This window comes from Streptomyces sp. NBC_00386, from assembly GCF_036063235.1.
GTDB lineage: Bacteria > Actinomycetota > Actinomycetes > Streptomycetales > Streptomycetaceae > Streptomyces.
The window spans coordinates 6,310,797-6,333,641 of record NZ_CP107950.1; the positions used below are offsets into that span (position 1 = coordinate 6,310,797).

18 protein-coding genes are annotated in these 22,845 nt (G+C 72.5%); 14 read left to right on the plus strand and 4 right to left on the minus strand.

The genetic code is table 11. The features are described 5' to 3' along the window. Positions 1–247 precede the first annotated feature (247 nt). From OG780_RS27665 to holA, 5 genes are all read left to right on the plus strand, one after another. Positions 248–1,087 carry a helix-hairpin-helix domain-containing protein gene (locus tag OG780_RS27665; protein ID WP_443062216.1) on the plus strand — a complete coding sequence of 280 codons (840 nt, stop codon included), beginning with the start codon at positions 248–250 and terminating at the stop codon, positions 1,085–1,087. A gap of 278 nt (positions 1,088–1,365) precedes the next feature. Then, positions 1,366–3,993, plus strand: coding sequence for a ComEC/Rec2 family competence protein (locus OG780_RS27670; RefSeq protein WP_328452597.1), 2,628 nt, complete (start codon positions 1,366–1,368; stop codon positions 3,991–3,993). A 4-nt stretch (positions 3,994–3,997) separates the two neighbouring features. After that, complete coding sequence (locus OG780_RS27675) at positions 3,998–4,828, plus strand: arylamine N-acetyltransferase family protein (RefSeq protein ID WP_328452599.1); 831 nt, start codon at positions 3,998–4,000, stop codon at positions 4,826–4,828. 91 nt (positions 4,829–4,919) lie between these two features. Continuing rightward, positions 4,920–5,165, plus strand: coding sequence for a hypothetical protein (locus OG780_RS27680; protein WP_328452601.1), 246 nt, complete (start codon positions 4,920–4,922; stop codon positions 5,163–5,165). 416 nt (positions 5,166–5,581) lie between these two features. After that, positions 5,582–6,568: a DNA polymerase III subunit delta gene (gene holA / locus OG780_RS27685; protein WP_443062217.1), complete on the plus strand. Its 987-nt coding sequence runs from the start codon at positions 5,582–5,584 to the stop codon at positions 6,566–6,568. Positions 6,569–6,985: 417 nt separating this feature from the next. Here holA and rpsT read toward each other — a convergent pair whose 3' ends face one another. Further along, a complete protein-coding gene (gene rpsT, locus OG780_RS27690; protein WP_261702665.1) occupies positions 6,986–7,252 on the minus strand; it encodes a 30S ribosomal protein S20 in 267 nt (88 codons plus the stop codon). A 315-nt stretch (positions 7,253–7,567) separates the two neighbouring features. On the opposite strand from rpsT, the gene lepA reads away from it, so the two are divergent. After that, on the plus strand, positions 7,568–9,436 hold the full coding sequence (lepA, locus tag OG780_RS27695; protein WP_326787884.1) for a translation elongation factor 4: 1,869 nt from the start codon (positions 7,568–7,570) through the stop codon (positions 9,434–9,436). A gap of 225 nt (positions 9,437–9,661) precedes the next feature. After that, positions 9,662–11,533, plus strand: a complete 1,872-nt coding sequence (locus OG780_RS27700; RefSeq protein WP_328452605.1) for an AMP-dependent synthetase/ligase — start codon at positions 9,662–9,664, stop codon at positions 11,531–11,533. Positions 11,534–11,682: 149 nt separating this feature from the next. Here OG780_RS27700 and OG780_RS27705 read toward each other — a convergent pair whose 3' ends face one another. Further along, on the minus strand, positions 11,683–12,267 hold the full coding sequence (locus OG780_RS27705; RefSeq protein ID WP_328452607.1) for a response regulator: 585 nt from the start codon (positions 12,265–12,267) through the stop codon (positions 11,683–11,685). 401 nt (positions 12,268–12,668) lie between these two features. Here OG780_RS27705 and OG780_RS27710 point away from each other — a divergent pair, with 401 nt between their 5' ends. From OG780_RS27710 to OG780_RS27720, 3 genes are all read left to right on the plus strand, one after another. Next, the gene (locus tag OG780_RS27710) at positions 12,669–14,801 is read left to right on the plus strand and encodes a SpoIIE family protein phosphatase (RefSeq protein ID WP_328452609.1); all 2,133 of its coding nucleotides are present in this window, start codon (positions 12,669–12,671) and stop codon (positions 14,799–14,801) included. Between the two features lie 215 nt (positions 14,802–15,016). Continuing rightward, positions 15,017–16,249, plus strand: a complete 1,233-nt coding sequence (gene hemW, locus OG780_RS27715; RefSeq protein ID WP_328452611.1) for a radical SAM family heme chaperone HemW — start codon at positions 15,017–15,019, stop codon at positions 16,247–16,249. Between the two features lie 27 nt (positions 16,250–16,276). Continuing rightward, positions 16,277–16,912: a hypothetical protein gene (locus OG780_RS27720; protein WP_328452613.1), complete on the plus strand. Its 636-nt coding sequence runs from the start codon at positions 16,277–16,279 to the stop codon at positions 16,910–16,912. On the opposite strand, the gene OG780_RS27725 is transcribed toward OG780_RS27720, so the two are convergent. Further along, a complete protein-coding gene (locus OG780_RS27725; protein ID WP_328452615.1) occupies positions 16,896–17,702 on the minus strand; it encodes a DUF3097 domain-containing protein in 807 nt (268 codons plus the stop codon). The genes OG780_RS27720 and OG780_RS27725 overlap by 17 nt on opposite strands. Positions 17,703–17,800: 98 nt before the next feature. Beyond that, positions 17,801–18,547 carry an MBL fold metallo-hydrolase gene (locus tag OG780_RS27730; protein WP_328452617.1) on the minus strand — a complete coding sequence of 249 codons (747 nt, stop codon included), beginning with the start codon at positions 18,545–18,547 and terminating at the stop codon, positions 17,801–17,803. Positions 18,548–18,725: 178 nt separating this feature from the next. On the opposite strand from OG780_RS27730, the gene hrcA reads away from it, so the two are divergent. The 4 genes from hrcA (at position 18,726) to OG780_RS27750 (ending at position 22,829) form a co-directional block, all read left to right on the plus strand. After that, positions 18,726–19,742, plus strand: a complete 1,017-nt coding sequence (gene hrcA, locus OG780_RS27735; RefSeq protein ID WP_328452618.1) for a heat-inducible transcriptional repressor HrcA — start codon at positions 18,726–18,728, stop codon at positions 19,740–19,742. Further along, positions 19,743–20,879, plus strand: coding sequence for a molecular chaperone DnaJ (dnaJ, locus tag OG780_RS27740; protein WP_328452620.1), 1,137 nt, complete (start codon positions 19,743–19,745; stop codon positions 20,877–20,879). It abuts the gene before it with no gap. A 109-nt stretch (positions 20,880–20,988) separates the two neighbouring features. After that, a complete protein-coding gene (locus OG780_RS27745; protein WP_328452622.1) occupies positions 20,989–22,083 on the plus strand; it encodes a nitronate monooxygenase in 1,095 nt (364 codons plus the stop codon). Continuing rightward, entirely contained in the window at positions 22,080–22,829 is a 750-nt protein-coding gene (locus tag OG780_RS27750; protein ID WP_328452624.1) for a 16S rRNA (uracil(1498)-N(3))-methyltransferase, read from the plus strand. Before OG780_RS27745 ends, OG780_RS27750 begins: the two co-directional genes overlap by 4 nt. Positions 22,830–22,845: the final 16 nt, after the last annotated feature.

Here is a 22,845-nt window from a genome sequence, read left to right on the forward strand (position 1 = left end):
CGAGTCGGGGAACGGCCCACCGTGGACGGACCGCGATGCCGGGGACGTCCCCAGGGCGAACACGGCAGTGGCCACGGGCGTTATGACCGATCCGGTCCGGAACCCTTGGAACCCCCGGCCCGAGGCCCACGGCCGCGACACCGTCCCGGACCCAGGCTGGACCCTGCGGGCAGAAGGCTCGACGGCCGACAGGACGGTGCCCCTGAGCACACCGACGGCGAGCACACCGACGGCGAGCGCGCGGACCGTGAGCGCGTGGACCGCGAGCAGGGCGCCCGACGGCGGGCCGGTCCCCGGCACCGCAAGTGCCCCGGCCTCGCATGATCCGGCCGGGGAAGCGGGCGCGTGGCGGGACCGGGCCGGGCTCGCCGTGCGGGAGCGGCTCCCGTTGTGGCTCCAGTCGCGGTGCGGTCTGGAACGCAGGAGCGTGGCCGCGCTGACCGTGCTGCTGGTCGTGGCCGCCGCATTCGCCGTGCAGCACTTCTGGGCGGGCCGGACGCGACCGGTCCGGGCTCCGGAGGTGATGAGCGCCGCCGCACCGTACGGCGGGAAGCACGCACAGGGCGACGGGCCGGGCGTGGAATCCGGTGCCCCGGCCGGAGTTTCGAGCGCCGCCGCCGGCGGGGGTGTGGTCGTCGTGGACGTGGGCGGAAAGGTGCGCACCCCCGGACTCCAGCACCTGCCGGCCGGGTCCCGCGTCGAGGACGCCCTGCGAGCCGCCGGCGGGTTACGGCCCGGCACGGACACCGGCGGCCTCAACCGCGCCCGGATCCTCGTGGACGGCGAACAGATCGTGGTCGGCGCCTCCGCGGCCCCGGCAGGAGCAGGACCGGGCGGCTCCGGAGGCTCCGCGGCCTTCGGTGCCGCAGGATCCGCGGCGGGAGCGGTGCCCTCCGCGCCGATTCCCCTCAACACGGCCACCGCCGACCAGTTCGACAGCCTGCCCGGCGTCGGGCCCGTCCTCGCCCGGCACATCATCGACTACCGCACGGCGCACGGCGGGTTCCGCTCGGTCGACGAGCTCCGCGAAGTGAACGGGATCGGAGACCGCCGCTTCGCCGATCTCCGGCATCTGGTGCGGCCATGAGCGGTTCCGGTACCGGGAGGAGGGGCGAGCGGGCGGGCCCGGCGCTGAGCGGGCTGTCCGGGCCGGTGAGGGTGCCGGAGGAGTCCACGTCCTCGGCGGCGAGAGGCTTGGGCGCGCCTCTCACGACGGTGGAATCCGGACCTCGGCCGACGACGGAGCCCCGGTCCCGGACAGCGACGGGGCCCCGGCCTCGGCCTCGGACGGCGACGGAGCCCGGGGAGGCGCGAGGTTCCCTGACGCGCCCCGCGGATTTGCCCGGCGTCACCGGCCGGAGGCCCGTGCACGCGGCTTCGGGGCGGCGGCTGGGAGCCTCGCACCCCAGGGCGGAGGGCCCGATCGATCTCCGGCTCGTGGCACCCGCGGCGGCGGTCTGGCTTACGGCGGCCGTGAGTGTCGGAGCGTCGCCGGGCCGGGTCACGGCTGTCGTGGCCGTGTGCCTGGTCGCGGCCGGCGCGCTGTCGGTGGCGGGGCGGAGAGCCGCGCGGACGGGACGGGGAGATGGAGATACGGGCACGGGGCCGGGAGGCTCCGGCGCGGGGCAGGGAGATACCGGCACAGGGCGGGGAGACTCCGGCGCGGGGCGGGGGCGCGGAGCGGTGCGCCGTGGGTTGTGGGTGTCCGCCGCCGCCGTGCTCCTCTGTGTCGCCGCCGCCGCGGCCTCCGCCGGGCTGCACGCGGCGGATCTGCGACGCGGACCTGTCCCCGCGCTCGCGGAGAGGTACGCCGAAGTGACCGCGGAGGTGGAGATCACCTCCGATCCCCGGCTCACCCGGCCCCGGATCAGCGGGGACCACGTCGCTCCGACGACCCTGCTGTTCGACGCCGACGTCACACGGGTCACCCAGGCGGACGGCACGGTGCTGGCCACCCGGACACCGGTGCTGGTGATCATCGATGCCCGCTCGCGACGAGGCGCGCCCCGGGGGTTCGGGGGGCGCTCGGGACGCGATGCGACCCGGGAGACCGGCGGGCGCTCGCCCTGGCTGTCGATGCTGCCGTCGACCCGGCTGCGGGTGGCCGCGCGGGTCGTGCCCGCCCTGTCGGACGGGAAGGACATCGCGGCGGTGCTGCGCGTACGGGGGAGCGCGCCGCCGGACGTGGTCGGAGCGCCCTCCGGTCCGCAGCGGTTCGCGGGCAGGCTGCGCGAAGGGCTGCGAAAGGCGACCGACGGCCTGGACGCGGACGCGCGGGCGCTGCTGCCGGGGCTGGTGGTGGGGGACACCTCACGTGTCACGCCGGAGCTCGACGACGCCTTCGAGGCCACCGACCTCACACATCTCCTCGCCGTCAGCGGGGGCAATCTCGTCATCGTCCTCGCGCTGTTTGTCGGGCCGCCGGGCCTCGCCCAGCGGGTGGAGCGCCGTGGCCTCGCCGCGCGGCTCGGATTTCCGCTCCGGGCGACCGCCCTGCTCGGCGGAGGGCTCACCCTGGCCTTCGTCGTCGTCTGCCGTCCGGACCCGAGCGTGCTGCGGGCGGCGGCCTGTGGAGCGATCTCGCTGCTCGCCATCGCGACCGGGCGCCGCAGATCGCTGATCCCGGCGCTGGCCGCCGCGGTACTGCTTCTGGTGCTGTACGACCCCTGGCTCGCCCGCAGTTATGGGTTCCTGCTCTCCGTCCTCGCGACCGGGGCCCTGCTCACGCTCGCCCCGCGCTGGAGCGCGGCACTCCAGCGACGCCGGGTGCCCGCACGCGTGGCCGAGGCGCTGGCCGCGGCCGCCGCCGCGCAGGCCCTGTGCGCGCCGGTGGTCGCCGTACTGTCGGCGCGGGTGAGCCTGGTGGCGGTGCCGTGCAATCTCCTCGCGGAGTTCGCGGTCGCACCGGCCACGGTGCTGGGGTTCGCGACGCTGGCGGCCGCCCCCTTGGCGATGCCCGTGGCCGGGGTCCTGGCGTGGTGGGCGAGTTGGCCGGCCCGGTGGATCGCGGACATCGCGCGCACGGGGGCGGCTCAGCCCGGTGCGGGCGTGGACTGGCCGGACAGCTGGACGGGCGCACTGCTGCTGGCCCTCGTCACGGTGGCCGCCGTCGCTGTCGGCCGACGGCTGCTGAGACATCCGCTGCCCAGTGGGGTCGGCGCGGTGCTGCTCCTGCTGTTCGTGGTGCAGCCGTCGCCGTTCACCAGGGTGATCACGGGATGGCCGCCGCCCGGCTGGAGGTTCGCGATGTGCGATGTGGGGCAGGGCGACGCGAGCGTGCTCGCGGTGGGGGACGGCAGCGCGGTGGTGGTGGACGCGGGGCCCGACCCGGTGCTGGCCGACCGCTGTCTGAGGACGCTCGGGGTCACCAGGATCCCGCTCGTCGTCCTGACGCATTTCCATGCCGACCATGTCGCGGGCCTGCCCGGTGTGCTCCGGGGGCGTTCGGTGGGTGCCATCGAGACGACCGGCTTCGAAGAGCCTCTGGAACAGGCCGAGTTCGTACGACGGGAGGCGCTCGCACGGCACATCCCCCTGACCCGGGCCGTGGCGGGGGAGCGGCGGAGCGCGGGAGACCTCGCCTGGCGGGTGCTGTGGCCGCCGCCGGATCCGTTTCCGCCGCCGGACGGCCCGAACGACGCCAGTGTCACCCTGCTCGTGCGGTCCGCGGGGCTGCGGCTGCTGTTGCTCGGCGACCTGGAGCCGCCCGCCCAGCAGGCCCTGGCGAGATCCCCGGCCGCCGTCGAGCTGGCCGGTGTGGACGTGCTCAAGGTCGCCCATCACGGATCGGCGTATCAGGATCCGGAGCTCATACGCAGGGTGGCTCCGCGGCTCGCGCTCATCTCCGTAGGCGGCGACAACCCTTACGGACACCCTGCTCCGAGCACGGTCGCGGCCCTGCGGGCCCGGGGCGCGGTGGTGCTGCGGACCGACGAGGACGGTGATCTCGCCGTCACCGGTGAGGGCGAGGGGCTGGGGGTGGCGCGACACTGAACGCATGAATTCCGCACAGGCCGACGCCTACCTACGCCGCATCGGGGCCCAGCACCCGGCGTGGCCCACGTCCGATGTGCTCCGTGACCTTCAGCTGTGCCATCTGCGGACGGTGCCGTTCGAGAACCTGTCGATCCACCTCGGCGAGGAGATCGTGCTGGAGGAGGAGAGGCTGCTGGACAAGGTGGTGGGCGCGCGCAGAGGAGGGTTCTGCTACGAACTGAACGGCGCGTTCGGGGCGTTGCTGGCTGCGCTGGGCTTCGACGTGACGCTTCTCGCGGCGCGGGTGTACGGGGACGACGGGAAGCCGGGGATCCCCTACGACCATCTCGCGCTGAGGGTGCGGACGGTGGACGGGGGCGACTGGCTGACCGACGTCGGTTTCGGGGCCCACAGCCACTACCCGCTGTCGTTCGCGGAACGGGGCGAACAGCGGGACCCCGGAGGGATGTTCCGGGTCGTGGAGTCGGCGCCGGACGCGGCGGGGGTGCGGGGAGCGGGCGGTTCCCGGGAGTGCGAGGACCTCGACGTGTTCCTGGGCGACAAGCGCCAGTACCGGCTGGAGGTACGGCCGCGTGTGCTCGGGGACTTCGTGGCCGGCGCCTGGTGGCACGGCACCTCGCCGCTGTCGCACTTCACCAGGTCGCTGGTCTGTTCACGGGTCACCGAGGACGGAGGCCGGATCACGCTCAGCGGCCGCAGGTTCACCGTGTCGACGGCCGACGGGACCAAGGAGGTGTCGGAACTGGCGAGTGACGAGGAGGTGCTGGCCACGTATCGCGAGCGGTTCGGGATCGAACTGGACCGGGTGCCGGAGGTCAAGGAAGCCCGGTAGCCGCGGCCGCGGTCCGGCAAGCCGCGTAGATCACACGGATCGGACCCGTATCCCGGCGTCGGCCGCGCCGGGCGTACCGGAAAATGTTCGGGTGAGCGATGTGAGACATGTACTGGTGCTGCCCGACCGTGACGCCGCGGAAGAGGCGGCGGAAGCCGTCGGTGACCGGTTCGCGCTGCTGGAGGAGCCGCAGCTCGTCCGGGACGCGCTGGCGGGCGAGGACGATGCCGAGGACGCGCAGTGGCTGGTGGTGCTGGCGGACCCCGAGGCACGGCTGGACCCGAAGGACCTGGACGCGTTCGCGGCTGAGTGGGACGGCTGGCACGAGGAGCCGTAGACCGGCCCGGCCGAGCCCGGCCGAGCCCGGCCGAGCCCGGCCGAGCCGTGCCGTGCCGTGCCGTGCCGCCATATGTGGGCCGCGCCCGGCTGGGCCGCGGCAGGCCGGGCCGGGCAAGACCGCGCCGCGCGAGGCCGTGCCGGGCCGCTCCATGGCGAGCCGTGCCAGGCCGGCCGGGCCGCGCAAGGGCGTGCCGGGCCGGGCCTCGCCGGGCCGGGCCTCGCCGGGCCGGGCCTCGCCGGGCCGTGCCGGGCCGGGCCGGTCAAGTCGGCCAGGTCCCGCGAGGTCGAGTCGGCCGCGCCGCGCTGCCAGGACCGGTCGAGTCGGCGATGCCGTGCGAGGCCGGTTCAGCCAGGCCGGTATCGGGTTGTGGCTCGCGGCGCTTGGTGTCAGTGGCGCGTGGGATGCTTTCGGTGATGGCCAAGAAGACCGCACAAGACGACCCTCTCGCCCCTGTCACGCTGGCAGTGGGCCAGGAGGATCTCCTGCTCGACCGTGCCGTGCAGGAGGTGGTGGCCGCCGCCAGGGCCGCCGACGCCGACACGGACGTACGGGACCTCACCCCGGACCAGCTTCAGCCGGGCACGCTCGCCGAGTTGACGAGTCCCTCGCTCTTCGCCGAGCGCAAGGTCGTGATCGTCCGCAACGCCCAGGACCTGTCGGCCGACACGATCAAGGACGTCAAGGCGTATCTGGGGGCTCCCGCGGAGGAGATCACCCTGGTGCTCCTGCATGCGGGCGGGGCCAAGGGCAAGGGGCTGCTCGACGCCGCGCGCAAGACGGGCGCCCGGGAGGTGGCCTGTCCCAAGATGACCAAGCCGGCGGACCGGCTGGCGTTCGTGCGGAGCGAGTTCCGGGCGCTGGGCCGGGCGGCCACTCCGGAGGCCTGCCAGGCGCTGGTGGACTCCATCGGGAGCGATCTGCGGGAGCTGGCGGCCGCGGTGTCGCAGCTGACCGCGGACATCGAGGGGACGATCGACGAGGCCGTCGTCGGGCGGTACTACACCGGGCGGGCCGAGGCGTCCAGTTTCACCGTGGCCGACCGGGCCGTGGAGGGGCGGGCCGCGGAGGCGCTGGAGGCGCTGCGATGGTCGCTGTCGACCGGCGTGGCTCCCGTCCTGATCACCAGCGCGCTCGCGCAAGGGGTGCGGGCGATCGGAAAGCTGTCCTCGGCGCGGGGCGGCAGGCCTGCCGACCTGGCCCGTGAGCTCGGGATGCCGCCGTGGAAGATCGATCGCGTGCGCCAGCAGATGCGCGGCTGGACGCCGGACGGGGTCGCCATGGCGCTCACGGCCGTCGCGGAGGCGGACGCCGGGGTCAAGGGCGGCGGGGACGACCCCGAGTACGCCCTGGAGAAGGCGGTCGTGGCCGTCGCCCGGGCCGCCCGCTCCGGCCGACGCTAGCCCGCGACAGGCACCGGCACTCCACGGTGGGAACCGGCACCGGAACTTCGTGGCGAGACCGGCACCGGCGCTCGTGACAGGCACCAGCATCGGAAGTCGCGGCACGGACCAGCACCGGCACCGCCACTCGCGGCATGCACTGCCACCGGCACCCGGAACTCGCGACAGGCGGCGGGCACTGCCGGCTGAAGTGCCGTACGGAAATCCCCGGCACAATCCCGCAGCACACCGAAGGCCCCGCTCGTTCTCCCGGGGAAGGGAGGAGCGGGGCCTTCGGTTCAAGCCGGTGGATTCACGCCCGCGTGGCGAACGCAGATCGTGCGTGAATCCGGGGTGTCGGTCGGGAGCGGGAGAGAGGGCCCGCTCGGGTCCGCCGACGGTCAAGTCAGGGGTCGAGCTCCGGAGAGCTCAGCCGACTCAGCCCTTGAGCGCGGCGACCTTCGAAGCAAGCGCCGACTTCTTGTTGGCGGCCTGGTTCTTGTGGATGACGCCCTTCGAGACGGCCTTGTCGAGAGCGCGCGACGCGGCGCGCGTGTACTCGGTGGCCTTCTCGACGTCACCCGCGGCAGACGCCTCGCGGGCCTTGCGGATCGCGGTCTTCAGAGAGGACTTGACGGCCTTGTTGCGCAGCCGGGCCTTCTCGTTGGTCTTGATCCGCTTGATCTGGGACTTGATGTTCGCCACGAATGAGCCTTTACAGGTTCAGGCGCGCGAGACAGCACGTCTCACTCGCCGTTTGATTTTCTTGGGTGCGTCTCCTGCAGAGAGGGCACGAGACACAGCCACCCAGGCTACCAGTCCCCGCACGACCGGCCCAAACCGGCCTTGCGTCCGCGGCCCGGACACCGCTCGCCGATGCCCTGGTCACGGCCTTCGGGCCGGCCGCCGCCGTCCCGCTCACGCGGCCCGAACCGGTCGCAGCCCGCCGCGCGTGGGACCATGGAACCTACGTATCGATCCGACCCGAGGCGACAGGCGCCTCAAGAGACAGGACCCTGCGTGCCCGCGACCCCTAACAATGTGCCCGAGCCGAGCCGTACCGACCCGGCTCTGATCCGCAATTTCTGCATCATCGCGCACATCGACCACGGCAAGTCCACGCTCGCCGACCGCATGCTCCAGCTGACGGGGGTGGTCGACGCGCGGCAGATGCGTGCTCAGTACCTCGACCGTATGGACATCGAGCGCGAGCGCGGCATCACGATCAAGTCCCAGGCGGTCCGGCTGCCTTGGGCGTCGACCGAGGACCCGGGCAAGACCCACATCCTCAACATGATCGACACCCCCGGGCACGTCGACTTCACGTACGAGGTGTCCCGGTCGCTCGCGGCCTGTGAGGGCACGGTCCTGCTCGTCGACGCGGCCCAGGGCATCGAGGCGCAGACTCTCGCCAACCTCTACCTGGCGATGGAGAACGACCTCAAGATCATCCCCGTACTGAACAAGATCGACCTGCCGGCCGCCCAGCCGGAGAAGTTCTCCGAGGAGCTCGCCAACCTCATCGGCTGCGACCCCGAGGACGTCCTCAAGGTCTCCGCCAAGACGGGCCTGGGCGTCGAGGCGCTGCTCGACAAGGTCGTCGCCGAGATCCCCGCCCCGGTCGGCGTCCAGGACGCCCCCGCCCGCGCGATGATCTTCGACTCGGTCTATGACTCCTACCGCGGTGTCGTGACGTACGTACGTGTCATCGACGGACAGCTCAACAAGCGCGAGCGCATCCGGATGATGTCCACCGGCGCGACCCACGAGCTGCTGGAGATCGGGGTCTCGGCCCCGGAGATGAAGGCGGCCGACGGGCTCGGTGTCGGTGAGGTGGGTTACATCATCACCGGTGTGAAGGACGTCCGCCAGTCCAAGGTCGGTGACACGATCACCACCCTGCACAAGGGCGCCACCGAGGCGCTCGGCGGGTACAAGGACCCCAAGCCCATGGTCTTCTCGGGCCTGTATCCGCTGGACGGGTCCGACTACCCCGAGCTGCGCGACGCCCTGGACAAGCTCCAGCTCAACGACGCCGCGCTGGTGTACGAGCCGGAGACCTCGGCGGCGCTGGGCTTCGGCTTCCGCGTCGGTTTCCTCGGGCTGCTGCACCTCGACGTGATCCGTGAGCGGCTGGAGCGCGAGTTCGGGCTCGACCTGATCGCCACCGCCCCGAACGTGGTCTACCGCGTCGAGATGGAGGACCGCAGCGAGCACATCGTCACCAACCCGAGCGAGTTCCCCGAGGGCAAGATCGACAAGGTCTACGAGCCTGTCGTGCGGGCGACCATCCTCGCGCCCTCGGAGTTCATCGGCGCGATCATGGAGCTGTGCCAGACCCGGCGCGGCACCCTGCTCGGCATGGACTACCTCTCCGAGGACCGGGTCGAGATCCGCTACACCCTGCCGCTCGCGGAGATCGTCTTCGACTTCTTCGACCAGCTGAAGTCCAAGACCCGCGGTTACGCCTCGCTGGACTACGAGCCCACCGGCGAGCAGACCTCCAGCCTGGTCAAGGTCGACATCCTGCTGCACGGCGACAAGGTCGACGCCTTCTCGGCGGTCACGCACAAGGACCAGGCGTACGCGTACGGGGTCCGGCTGGTCGCCAAGCTGCGCGAGCTGATCCCGCGGCAGGCCTTCGAGGTGCCCATCCAGGCGGCCATCGGCTCCCGGGTCATCGCCCGCGAGACCATCCGAGCCATCCGCAAGGACGTCCTCGCCAAGTGCTACGGCGGTGACATCTCCCGTAAGCGGAAGCTGCTGGAGAAGCAGAAGGAAGGCAAGAAGCGGATGAAGATGGTGGGCTCCGTGGAGGTTCCGCAAGAGGCCTTCATCGCCGTGCTGTCCAGCGACGACAGCGGTCCCGCGGCCAAGGGCAAGAAGTAGTCACGCCGAATCCCGGTTTTTCAGGGCCCGTCGCGCTTCGGCGCGGCGGGCCCTGTGCTTGTCTCAGGGGTGTGTCCTGCGAGGAGTGGCCGGGAAGTGACCGGCCGCCGCCTCTTACGCACCGGCCGGACGCGCTCTAGTCTGATCTCTGCTCGGTAGTTACTCGCGAGTTAAACAACAGCCGCAATTGAGCCAGCCGCACTGCCGCGGGCCCCGGAGGATGTCGTGAGCGACACACAGACCCTGATCGAGAACCGTCCGCCGTCCGTCGCCGCACTCTTCCTGGAGCGCGTGGCGGCCACACCCGACGCCGAGGCATACCGCTACCCGGTACCGGCCTCGGGTGACGGCCCGGACACCTGGAAGTCGCTGACCTGGGCGCAGGCCGCCGAGCGGGTCTACGCCATCGCCGCCGGGCTGATCGAACTCGGCGTACAGCCGGAGCAGCGCGTCGCGCTCGCCTCCTCGACCCGCGTCGAGTGGATCCTGGCCGACCTCGGCATCCTCTGCGCGGGCGCGGCCACCACGACCGTGTATCCGCAGACCAACGCCGAGGAGTCGGCGTTCATCCTCTCCGACTCCGCGAGCAGGGTCCTCATCGCGGAGGACGCGGCCCAGCTCGCCAAGGCCCGGGAGAAGCGCGCCGAGCTCCCCGAGCTCACGCACGTCGTGGTCATCGACGCGGAGGGCGTGGAGACCGAGGACTGGGTCCTGACGCTCGCCGAGCTGGAGGCGCGCGGCTCCGCGTACCTGGAGAAGCACCCCGAGCTGATCAAGGAGCGAGTCGGCGCGATCACCGCCGACCAGCTCGCGACCCTCATCTACACCTCCGGCACCACGGGCCGCCCCAAGGGTGTCCGGCTGCCGCAGGACAACTGGTCGTACATGGCCAAGGCGATCGCCGCGACCGGCCTGGTCAGCCAGGCGGACGTCCAGTACCTGTGGCTGCCGCTCGCGCACGTCTTCGGCAAGGTCCTGACCTCCGGCCAGATCGAGGTCGGGCACGTCACCGCCGTCGACGGCCGCGTGGACAAGATCATCGAGAACCTTCCGGTGGTGCAGCCGACGTACATGGCGGCCGTGCCGCGCATCTTCGAGAAGGTCTACAACGGGGTCGCCGCCAAGGCGCGGGCCGGCGGCGGCGCCAAGTACAAGATCTTCCAGTGGGCCGCCGAGGTCTCCCGGGAGTACGCGAAGGCGAGCCAGGACAACTTCCGCCGCACGGGTTCGGCCTCGGTGCCGTTCGCGCTCGGCGCCAAGCACAAGGTCGCCGACGCGCTCGTCTACGCCAAGATCCGCGAGGCCTTCGGCGGCAACCTGCGTGCCTGCATCTCCGGCTCCGCCGCGCTCGCGCCGGAGATCGGCTACTTCTTCGCCGGCGCCGGCATCCACATCCTGGAGGGCTACGGGCTCACCGAGTCCTCCGCCGCCTCCTTCGTGAACCCGGGTGAGGCCTACCGCACCGGCACGGTCGGCAAGCCGCTGCCCGGCACCGAGGTGCGCATCGCGGACGACGGCGAGATCCTGCTGCGCGGCCCCGGCATCATGGAGGGCTACCACGGGCTGCCCGAGAAGACCGCCGAGGTCCTGGAGGCCGACGGCTGGTTCCACACCGGAGACATCGGCGAGCTGTCCGCCGACGGCTATCTGAAGATCACCGACCGCAAGAAGGACCTGATCAAGACCTCGGGTGGCAAGTACATCTCGCCCGCCGAGGCCGAGGGCCAGTTCAAGGCCGTCTGCCCGTACGTCTCCAACATCCTCGTGCACGGCGCCGACCGGAACTTCTGCACCGCGCTCATCGCCCTCGACGAGCCGTCGATCCTGGAGTGGGCGAAGGACAACGGGCTGGAGGGCAAGTCGTACGCCGAGGTCGTCGCGGCACCCGCGACGGTCGCCCTCGTCGAGGGCTACGTGAAGGAGCTCAACGCGGGCCTGCAGCGCTGGCAGACCATCAAGAAGTTCCGTCTGCTGCCCCGCGACCTGGACGTCGAGCACGGCGAGATCACGCCGAGCCTCAAGCTGAAGCGCCCGGTCGTCGAGAAGGCGTACAAGCACCTGATCGACGAGATGTACGCGGGCTCCCGCGAGGCGTAGCCCGGGGCCATCGGTCATCGGCCATCGCCCGTACGGGGCGGGGGCGCGCAGGACCTCTCCGCGACCGAGCGGCGGAGTCCTCGCGTGTCCCCGCTCCCGGCGGAGTTCCCACGCGTCCCCGCTCCCGGTGGAGCCCCGCGCGGTCTCTCCTATCCGTCCCGCCTGTGCCGCATCCTGCTCAGCAGTTCGTCCATCCGCCGTAGCTGGTCGCGGAGTTCGGGTATGTCCGGGACGGCGCCGGCCGACAGGTGCGTGTCCATCCTCCTGAGGCGGGCGGCGAGTTCGTCGAACTGGTCCTGCTCACGGGCGAGCAGGCACTCCAGCTGGCGGTTCTTGCGGTGCAGGTCGAGAAAGACACTGACCTTGGCGCGCAGGACCCACGGGTCGAACGGCTTCGCCAGATAGTCGGCGGCACCCGTCGCGTACCCGCGGAAGGCGTAGCCCGCGTCGGCGTCCGTGCCCGTCAGGAAGATGATGGGCACGTCCTTGGTCTGGTCGAGCCGCTTGATGTTCGCGGCCGTCTCGAATCCGTCCATGCCCGGCATCCGGATGTCGAGCAGGACGACCGCGAACCGCTGCCGCAGCAGCGCCTTCATCGCCTCCTCGCCCGAACGCGCGCGCACCAGCGGCTCGTTGAGGGAACGCAGGACGGCCTCCAGCGCGACCAGGTTGTCCTCCATGTCGTCGACCAGGAGGATGCTCGCTCCCTCGTCGGTCGTCGTCTCGGCGCTCATGATGACGGTGCCTCACTCGGTCCGTGGTTTCTCGGTGCCTCGCGGTCCGGCGACCGGTCCATGACCCGTCCCGGGCGCCGTACTGAAGCCGCCGTGCCGTGTCGCCGTGCCGTGCCGCCGTCGTCGCGGCGGGCGGTGGACGCGGATCGGATGCTCGATTCTGTCCGACTTCGAGCACATCCATACCACTGTTCCCACTCATGCCGGCCCACTTCGGTGACTCGGCGCTTATGAGCGCCGCCAGTCTGTCACCCTGGCCGCATCGTCCGAGGTGTCTTCGTCCGAACTGCCCAGGGAGCCGCACAGTGGGGGCCATTCCGACGCAACGGGAGTCCACGCCATGCGCACCGGACGCGCTCGCGCACCACCCCGCCGGCCGGGACGTCGTGTCACGTACATCGTTGCCCGGCACTCCGCTCGCCCCCGCGGCCGCGCGCCGATTCCTCCGCGACACGCTCCTGGGCTGGTCCGAACTGGCCCTGCCCGGCAGCGAGATCATCGACGACCGGCTCACCGGCGACGCGGCCGTGGTGGTCAGCGAGCTGGTCACCAACGCCGTCGTGCACGCGGGCACCGACGTCGAGCTGCTGTGCCGCCTGGAGTGCCCGGCCGACGGTCCGCCCGGACCGCTGGTCGTCGAGGTCTCCGACCGGCATCCCTCACGGGCCATACGGGAGGACGGCGCCGAACCGGCTTACGGGACACCGGAGTACGGGCGGGGCCTGCGCCTGGTCTCCGCGCTCTCCGAGGCCTGGGGCATCACCTATCGTCCGGGCGTCAAGACGGTGTGGTCGAGGCTGCTGGTCGACGGGGCCGCCGGAGCTCTGCCGGGTGCGGGCGTCTTCGCGGACGACGACGACCCGCGCCGGCCGGGCCGCTTCGACGACGTGAGCGGACTCGCCGGACCGGGCGGGTTCGCGGATACGGGCGGTCTCTCCGTGCCGGGAGGGTTCGCGGACGACGACGGCCTTCCCGGGCCCGGGGGATTCGCGGCCGCGGGCGGTCCTGCCGGTCCGGGGGGATTCGGGGACGGCGACGGGCTCGCGGGAACGAGCGGGTTCGCCGGAGCCGATGGGTTCACCGGCCGGGCGGAGGACCCGGAGCCGACCGGGGCCGGGGCCATCGCGTACGCCGAGGGGCCGCTCCCCGGGTACGGGCCGGGGGCCGGCGCCGAGCCGTACCGCGCCCTGTCCGCCCCGGGGGCGAACCGGAGCGCCGGATCGGGCCACGACTGGCTCGACCGGGGAGCCCTCTCCTTTCTCGCCGAGGCCTCCGACCTGCTCGCCGGACAGCTCGACGAGGACCTGGTCGCCGCGCTGGCCGGTCAGCTCCTCGTCCCGCGCCTCGCCGACTGGTGCGCCGTATGGCTGGAGGACGAGGCCACCGACCGGGCCGGCGGTCTCGGTCTGGCCCTCGGCCCCCGCCTCGCCCGCGTCTGGCACGGCAGCGAGAACCTCGTCGAGGGACTGCGTCAGGCCCTGGAGAAGGACCCGCCACGGCTGCCCGACGCGGTGCGCTCCCGAGCCGTCCCGGTGCCCTGGCCCGGCGAGGCGCTGGGCGCCCGCGGGGCGAGCGGGGCGGCGCTGGCGTACCGGCTGATCGCGGGCGGCCGGCCGCTGGGCACGCTCGTCATCGGGCGGGCCGGACCGCCCGACTTCCCCGACGAGGTCACCGGACTCGTCGAGGACCTCAGCCGCCGCATCGCCCTGGCCATCGGAGCGGCCCGCCAGTACGCGCGGCAGGCCACCATCAGCCGGATCCTGCAGCGAGGGCTGCTGCCGGGCGCGGTCGCCGAGATCCCCGGGGTGCGCAGCGCCCTCGTCTACGAGCCGCTCGACAAGGGCGGGCCGAGCGGTGACTTCTACGACGTGTTCCCGGCGGGCGACGGGCGCTGGTGCTTCGCGGTCGGCGACGTCCAGGGCAAGGGGCCCGAGGCCGCCGTCGTGATCGGCCTGGCGCGGCCCTGGCTGCGGCTGCTGGCGCGTGAGGGCTACGACGTCGCGGACGTCCTCGACCGTCTCAACCAGCTCCTCCTCGACGACGCGACGGAGGCCGCGGACGCGGCGGCCCGCGCTCTCGTGGCCGCGGGCGGACCCGGGCTCGGAACCGACCTCGGCCCGCAGACGCGCTTCCTGTCCATGCTCTACGGCGAGCTGGTCCCCTTCGACGGCGGAGTGCGCTGCACCCTCGCCTCGGCGGGGCATCCGCTGCCACTGCTGCTGAGCCCCGACGGAGGTGTACGGGAGGTGGCCCGGCCGCAGACCCTGCTCGGCGTCTTCGAGGACCCCCAATACGCCTCCGAGTCCTTCGAGCTGTATCCCGGGGACAGCCTCCTGTGCGTCACCGACGGCGTGACGGAGCGGCGCGACGGGTCCCGTCAGTTCGACGACGACGACGGTCTCGCGCACGCCCTCGCCGGCTGCACCGGCCTGAACGCCGAGATGATCGCGGAACGGATCCGCGGGCTGGTGCACGCGTTCGGCAGCCGCCCGCCGGAGGACGACATGGCCCTGCTGGTGTTGCAGGCCGACTAGGGCCTGTCGCGGCCCCGGGGACTCCGGACCCCGTCAGGCGTGTGCCGGGGCCCATCCTCGCCCCGGTGGGGGCGCGTCTCCTCACCTCTGCCGGACCGTCCCCCCGCCTCTGCCGGACCGCCCTCCGCCCCCGCCGGACACGTCCCCCGCCCCGCCTGGCAGGCCCCCGCCCGCGCCGGACACGTCCACCCCGGCCGTGCTGGACAATGGAACGCATGCCTTCCGCACTTCCCGACGGTGAGCCCGTCCCCGACGACGGGGCGCTGCCCGCGCACGCCCTGGACGGGGCGGCCGAGCGGCCCCTCGGGTTCTACCTCCACGTGCCGTACTGCGCGACCCGCTGCGGCTACTGCGACTTCAACACCTACACGGCGACCGAGCTGCGGGGCAGCGGGGGCGTGCTCGCCTCCCGCGACAACTACGCGGACACCCTGACCGACGAGGTCCGGCTCGCCCGCAAGGTCCTCGGCGACGACCCCCGCCCGGTCCGCACGGTCTTCGTCGGAGGCGGTACGCCCACGCTGCTGGCCGCCGACGATCTCGTACGGATGCTGGGCGCGATCCGGGACGAGTTCGGGCTCGCGGACGACGCCGAGATCACGACGGAGGCGAACCCCGAGTCCGTGGACCCGGAGTACCTCGCGACCCTGCGCGCCGGCGGCTTCAACCGGATCTCCTTCGGCATGCAGAGCGCCCGGCAGCACGTCCTGAAGGTGCTCGACCGCACGCACACCCCGGGCCGCCCCGAGGCCTGTGTCGCCGAGGCCCGCGCGGCCGGCTTCGCACATGTGAACCTTGATCTGATCTACGGCACACCGGGGGAGTCGGACGACGACTGGCGGGCGTCGCTCGAAGCGGCCCTCGGCGCCGGTCCCGACCACATCTCCGCGTACGCGCTCATCGTCGAGGAGGGCACCCAGCTCGCGCGCCGGATCCGCCGCGGTGAGGTCCCCATGACGGACGACGACGTGCACGCGGACCGCTATCTCATCGCGGACGAGGTGATGTCGGCGGCGGGCTTCGACTGGTACGAGGTGTCGAACTGGGCCACCTCCGAGGCCGGCCGCTGTCTGCACAACGAGCTGTACTGGCGCGGCGCCGACTGGTGGGGAGCGGGCCCCGGCGCGCACAGTCACGTCGGCGGCGTTCGCTGGTGGAACGTGAAACATCCGGGGGCGTACGCGGCGGCACTGGCCGAGGGCCGCTCCCCGGGCGCCGGCCGTGAACTCCTGTCCGACGAGGACCGCCGGGTCGAGCGGATCCTCCTCGAACTGCGGCTGCGCGAGGGCTGCCCGCTCTCCCTGCTCCGCCCCGACGGCCTCGCGGCCTCCCGCCGCGCTCTGTCCGACGGACTCCTCGAAGCCGGTCCGTACGACGCCGGCCGCGCCGTCCTCACCCTGCGCGGCCGCCTCCTCGCGGACGCCGTCGTCCGGGATCTGGTGGACTGAACACCTGTTCCCGCATCGTTCTCGGCCATGATTTCCGACGGATGGCCGGCCGAGGACGCGACCGTTCTGCGTTACGGCCTGCGCAGGCTGCTGCTCGGGCTTCCGGTCGGGGTGGCGCTGCTCGCGGCCGGTGCGCCGGGCTGCCGGCTCGCCACCCGCACGGACGGCTTCGGCCCCGAGTGGATCCCGGTCGCCGTCACGATGCTGTTGGGCCTCGGCGGGGTGATCCTGCTCATCTCCCGCTGGAGGGCCCGCCGGTGGGTCACGGCCTTCGACGCGACGGGCTTCCGGTGGATGCGATGCAAGGAGGTCGCGCTGATCCGCTGGGACGCGCCGGCCGGAGTCGGTGTCCACGAGGCGGGGCGGCTGCGCACGCTCGAACTCCGCCCGAAGGGCGAGACCGACCGCGACGACCCGCGGCTGTGGCTGTTCGTCCGCGACGGCGAGCCGCTGCGGCCGGACCTGCCCCGGCTCCGGTACAGCGTCTCCATCTGGCCCTCCGGCGGGCGGCACGCCGTGTCGGCGGGCTGCCTCCGGTGGGCGCCGGACCTCTGGTCCGGAGGCGAGCGGGTGGCACCCGGCTCCGGTGGAAACCCGGATGTCAAGGGGCACCGGCGCCGGACCCGGGGAACCGGCCGCCGACCGGTCACTCCGGCGCGGTGACGAAGTCGATCAGTTCCTCCACGCGGCCCAGGAGCGCCGGCTCCAGGTCCCTGTAGGAGTGGACCCGGGACAGGATGTGCTGCCAGGCCGCGCCGGTGTTCTCCGGCCAGCCCAGGGTCCGGCACACGCCCGTCTTCCAGTCCTGGCCGCGCGGGACCCGGGGCCAGCCCGGAATGCCCACGGAGGACGGCTTCACGGCCTCCCAGACGTCGATGTACGGGTGGCCGAGCACCAGGGCGTGCTCGCTCGTGACCGCCTCGGCGATCCGGGACTCCTTCGAACCCGGGACCAGGTGGTCCACGAGGACGCCGAGCCGGGCGTCCGGGCCCGGGGCGAACGCGTCGACGACCGCCGGGAGGTCGTCGACGCCCTCCAGGTACTCCACGACGACGCCCTCGACGCGCAGGTCGTCGCCCCAGACCCGCTCGACCAGCTCGGCGTCGTGGCGGCCCTCGACGTAGATGCGCCCGGCGCGCGCGACCCGGGCGCGGGCGCCGGGTACCGCCACCGAGCCGGAGGCCGTACGGCTGGGGCGAACGAGAGCTGCGGCCGCCGGGCGGACCAGGGTCACCACCTTGCCCTCCAGGAGGAAGCCGCGCGGTTCCAGCGGGAAAACCCGGTGCTTGCCGAAGCGGTCCTCCAGGGTCACGGTGCCCGCCTCGCAGCGGATCACCGCGCCGCAGAAGCCGGTGCCGGGCTCCTCGACGACCAGACCCGGGTCCGCCGGGACCTCGGGCACGGACCGGGGCTTCTTCCACGGCGGGGTCAGGTCCGGAGAGTACTGGCGCATTCGGATGACGATAGGAGAAGCCCGGCGCCGTTCACCACGACACGCCGGAATCCGCCGTGCCGGACCCCGCCGTGCCGGGCCCCGCGTACCGGACGCGCTCAGCCGGAACCCGCTGTGCCGGAACCCGTCGCGCCGAAACGTGCCGCCAAGGCGTCCCGTTGGGTCCGTACGAACGCGGCGTCCACGACCGCCCCGTGCCCGGGGACGTACAGCGCGTCCTCGCCGCCCAGTCCGAGCAGCCGGTCGAGGGCCGCGGGCCAGCGCGACGGTACGGCGTCGGGGCCCGCCTGGGGCTCGCCCGACTCCTCGACCAGGTCGCCGCAGAACACCACCGCCGGGTCGCCGGGCACGACGGCCACGAGGTCGTGGGCGGTGTGGCCCTCGCCCGTCCGCACCAGCCGGACCTCGACGCCGCCGCCGAGATCCAGGTCCCGGCTGCTCCGGACGAAGCCGCGGGGGCGTACGAGGGTGTCGGCCGCCTCCTCCGCCGCCCTCGGGTCGAGACCGTTGCGCACCGCGTCCGCGCACAGCTCGTCGCGGCCGTTCTCGTACGCCTCGGACGAACCGTCGGCGACGAGGATCCGCACGCCCGCGAACGCCGCGGCACCGAACACGTGGTCGAAATGCGGGTGGGTGAGCGCGATATGAGTCACACGTCCGCCGGTCAGGGCCCGCGCATCGGCGCACAGCGCGGCGCCCTCCGCGAGGCTCGACCCGGCGTCGATCATCAGCGCCGCCCCCTCGCCGACGACGAGCCCGGCCGTGCAGTCCCAGCCCGGAAGCCGCCGTCGCCCCACCCGGGGCGCCAGCCTTTCCCACCCGAGCTCTTCCCAAGTCAGCCTCATGCGGCGACGCTAACGGTGACCGGGTGCCGTGCACGACATCGCAGGCCCGCCCTTGCCCGGGGCGTGCCTCACCGCCGTACACTGAGCTGGGGAACGTTGGCACTCGCGTGCGCTGAGTGCCAGACGAAAGCCACGAAGACCACGAAGACCACCAAGTCGACTCCTGGAGGTGTGCGCGATGCTCAGCGAACGCAGGCTCGAGGTGCTGCGCGCCATCGTCCAGGACTACGTGGGCACCGAGGAGCCGGTCGGCTCCAAGGCGCTCACCGAGCGGCACCGGCTGGGCGTCTCGCCCGCGACCGTCCGCAACGATATGGCGGTCCTGGAGGACGAGGGGTACATCGCCCAGCCGCACACCAGTGCCGGGCGCATCCCCACGGACAAGGGCTACCGCCTCTTCGTCGACAAGCTCGCCGGCGTCAAGCCGATGACCGCGCCCGAGCGCCGCGCCATCCAGAACTTCCTGGACGGTGCCGTCGACCTGGACGACGTCGTCGGCCGGACCGTGCGGCTGCTCGCGCAGCTCACCCGGCAGGTCGCCGTCGTGCAGTACCCCTCGCTGACCCGCTCGACCGTGCGCCATGTGGAGCTGCTGTCCATGGCTCCCGCACGGGTGATGCTCGTGCTGATCACGGACACCGGCCGGGTCGAGCAGCGCATGATCAACTGCCCGGCGCCGTTCGGTGAGACGTCGCTGGCGGACCTGCGGGCCCGGCTCAACAGCCGGGTCGCGGGGCGTCCCTTCGCGGACGTCCCGCAGCTCGTCCAGGACCTCCCGGACGCCTTCGAGGCGGAGGACCGGGGTACGGTCTCGACAGTGCTCTCCACACTGCTGGAGACACTCGTCGAGGAGACCGAGGAGCGGCTGATGATCGGCGGTACCGCCAATCTCACGCGATTCGGACATGACTTCCCTCTCACCATCCGGCCGGTGCTCGAAGCGCTGGAGGAGCAGGTCGTGCTCCTCAAGTTGCTTGGAGAGGCCGGAGATTCGAGCATGACCGTGCGAATCGGGCATGAGAACGCGTACGAGGGACTCAACTCCACGTCCGTGGTCTCGGTCGGCTACGGTTCGGGCGGCGAAGCAGTAGCCAAACTCGGCGTGGTCGGCCCGACCCGCATGGATTACCCGGGAACGATGGGAGCGGTACGAGCGGTGGCACGGTACGTCGGACAGATCCTGGCGGAGTCGTAAGTGGCCACGGACTACTACGCCGTACTCGGCGTGCGCCGCGACGCGTCCCAGGACGAGATCAAGAAGGCGTTCCGGAGGCTCGCTCGCGAGCTGCACCCGGACGTCAATCCCGATCCGAAGACGCAGGAGCGGTTCAAAGAGATCAACGCCGCGTACGAGGTGTTGTCGGACCCGCAGAAGAAGCAGGTCTACGACCTCGGCGGTGACCCGCTGTCCCAGCAGGGCGGCGCCGGCGCCGCCGGCTTCGGCGCGGGCGGCTTCGGGAACTTCTCGGACATCATGGACGCGTTCTTCGGCACGGCGTCGCAGCGCGGACCGCGCTCGCGCACCCGCCGGGGCCAGGACGCCATGATCCGGCTGGAGATCGAGCTCGACGAGGCGGCCTTCGGCACCACGAAGGACATCCAGGTCGACACGGCCGTCGTCTGCGGCACCTGCAACGGCGAGGGCGCCGCACCCGGCACCTCCGCGCAGACCTGTGACATGTGCCGCGGCCGCGGCGAGGTGTCCCAGGTGACGCGGTCCTTCCTCGGCCAGGTCATGACCTCACGGCCGTGTCCGCAGTGCCAGGGCTTCGGCACCGTCGTCCCGACCCCGTGCCACGAGTGCGCGGGCGACGGCCGGGTCCGTTCCCGTCGCACCCTCACGGTCAAGATCCCGGCGGGTGTGGACAACGGCACCCGGATCCAGCTCGCGGGCGAGGGCGAGGTCGGCCCCGGCGGCGGCCCCGCCGGCGACCTGTACGTCGAGATCCACGAGCTGCCGCACTCGACCTTCCAGCGGCGCGGGGACGACCTGCACTGCACGGTCACCCTCCCGATGACGGCGGCGGCCCTCGGCACGAAGGTGCCGCTGGAGACCCTCGACGGCATGGAGGAGGTCGACATCCGTCCGGGCACGCAGTCCGGCCAGTCGATCCCGCTGCACGGCCGGGGTGTCACCCACCTGCGCGGCGGCGGCCGCGGCGACCTCATCGTGCACGTCGAGGTCACCACGCCGACCAAGCTCGACCCGGAGATGGAGCGGGTGCTGCGCGAGCTCGCCAAGCTGCGTGGCGAGGAGCGGCCCACGGGTCAGTTCCAGCCCGGTCAGCAGGGACTCTTCTCCCGGCTGAAGGACGCCTTCAACGGCCGCTGATCCAAGCGGGGCACGGGGCGGGACACGCCCCGTGCCCTCCATGTCGGAGGCACTATCCGGACGGGCGACCGGTTTCTGACTTGTCCCGGGGACGTGACAACATGCCGTCATGTCCTCCGCGCTGACCGATCTCTTCCCTCACCCGATCGTGCAGGCCCCCATGGCGGGCGGAGTCTCCGTCCCGCAGCTCGCGGCCGCCGTGTCCGAGGCCGGCGGGCTCGGCTTCCTCGCGGCGGGGTACAAGACCGCCGACGGCATGTACCAGGAGATCAAGCAGCTGCGCGGGCTGACCGGCCGTCCCTTCGGCGTCAACCTGTTCCTGCCGCAGCCCGAGCACGCGGACGCCGCCTCGGTCGAGGTGTACGCCCACCAGCTCGCCGGCGAGGCCGCCTGGTACGAGACCGAGCTCGGCGATCCGGACAACGGCCGCGACGACGGTTACGACGCCAAACTCGCCGTCCTGCTCGACAACCCGGTGGCGGCGGTCTCCTTCCACTTCGGCGTCCCGAAGCCGGAGGTGCTGGAGTCGCTGCGGCGCGCGGGCACCCTCACCCTGGTCACCGCCACCACGGCCGAGGAAGCCCTCGGCGTGCAGCGGGCCGGCGCCGACGCGGTCGTCGTGCAGGGCATCGAGGCCGGCGGACACCAGGGCACCCACCGGGACAACCCGGAGACGGACGGCACGGGCGTCGGCCTGCTCACGCTGGTCGCGCGGGTCCGCGAGACCGTGGGGATCCCGGTCGTCGCGGCCGGCGGCATCATGCGCGGCAGCCAGATCGCCGCCGTCCTCGCCGCGGGCGCGAACGCGGCCCAGCTCGGCACCGCCTTCCTCGCCACCCCCGAGTCCGGCGCGAGCGCCGTGCACAAACAGGCGCTGACCGACCCCCTGTACGTACGCACGGAGCTCACACGCGCCTTCTCCGGACGCCCGGCGCGAGCGCTGGCCAACCGCTTCATGCGCGAGCACGGCCCGTACGCCCCCGCCGCCTACCCCGAGGTCCACCACCTCACCCTGCCGCTGCGCAAGGCGGCCGCGAAGGCGGGCGACGCGCAGGGCATGGCACTGTGGGCGGGACAGGGCCACCGCATGGCCCGCGACCTGCCCGCCGGGCAGCTCGTGGAGGTACTGAACGCAGAGATCGCGGCCGCCGAGACAGCGTTGTCGGCCGCCGCCGAGATCCCGGAAGAGGGTGCGGCCCGATGACGGCACCGGTGTTCCTGGTCGAGCACTTCGACACGGACGGCGAGGGACGCCATGTCCTCGACGGACCCGAGGGACGGCACGCCGTCTCCGTGAAACGGCTGCACACCGGCGAGGACGTCGTGCTCACCGACGGGGCCGGGCGCCGCGCGGACTGCGTGGTCCTCGGCACCGAGGGCAAGGACCGGCTGATCGTACGGATGGGCACGGTCACCGAGGAAGCCCCCGAGGAGCCGCGCATCACGGTCGTCCAGGCCCTGCCCAAGGGGGACCGGGGCGAACTGGCCGTCGAGACCATGACCGAGACCGGCGTCGACGCGATCGTCCCCTGGGCCGCCTCCCGCTGCATCACGCAGTGGAAGGGCGAGCGGGGTCTGAAGGCGCTCTCCAAGTGGCGGGCCACCGCCCGGGAGGCGGGCAAACAGTCCCGCCGGGCGCGCTTCCCGGAGGTCACGGACGCCATGACGACCAAACAGGTTGCCGCACTTCTCGCCAAAGCCGATCTCGCCGCCGTGCTCCACGAGGACACCGCCCTGGGCACCGAGCCCTTCGCGACCGCCGCGCTGCCCGGCTCCGGGGACATCGTCCTGGTGGTCGGCCCCGAAGGCGGGATCTCCGCCGAAGAGGTCGCGCTGTTCACCGAGGCCGGCGCGAAGACCTTCCACCTGGGGCGCACCGTACTGCGCACCTCGACGGCCGGGACCGTGGCCACGGCGCTGCTGCTGGCCCGCACCGGCCGCTGGTCCTGACCCGCCGGCCCGCCGG

Coding starts and splice junctions, on each gene's coding strand:
- OG780_RS27675 (WP_328452599.1), top strand. CDS start 3,998: ATGAATTCCGCACAGGCCGACGCCTACCTACGCCGCATCGGGGCCCAG.
- holA (WP_443062217.1), top strand. CDS start 5,582: ATGGCCAAGAAGACCGCACAAGACGACCCTCTCGCCCCTGTCACGCTG.
- OG780_RS27705 (WP_328452607.1), bottom strand. CDS start 12,267: ATGAGCGCCGAGACGACGACCGACGAGGGAGCGAGCATCCTCCTGGTC.
- hemW (WP_328452611.1), top strand. CDS start 15,017: ATGCCTTCCGCACTTCCCGACGGTGAGCCCGTCCCCGACGACGGGGCG.
- OG780_RS27720 (WP_328452613.1), top strand. CDS start 16,277: ATGATTTCCGACGGATGGCCGGCCGAGGACGCGACCGTTCTGCGTTAC.
- OG780_RS27725 (WP_328452615.1), bottom strand. CDS start 17,702: ATGCGCCAGTACTCTCCGGACCTGACCCCGCCGTGGAAGAAGCCCCGG.
- OG780_RS27730 (WP_328452617.1), bottom strand. CDS start 18,547: ATGAGGCTGACTTGGGAAGAGCTCGGGTGGGAAAGGCTGGCGCCCCGG.
- hrcA (WP_328452618.1), top strand. CDS start 18,726: ATGCTCAGCGAACGCAGGCTCGAGGTGCTGCGCGCCATCGTCCAGGAC.
- OG780_RS27745 (WP_328452622.1), top strand. CDS start 20,989: ATGTCCTCCGCGCTGACCGATCTCTTCCCTCACCCGATCGTGCAGGCC.
- OG780_RS27750 (WP_328452624.1), top strand. CDS start 22,080: ATGACGGCACCGGTGTTCCTGGTCGAGCACTTCGACACGGACGGCGAG.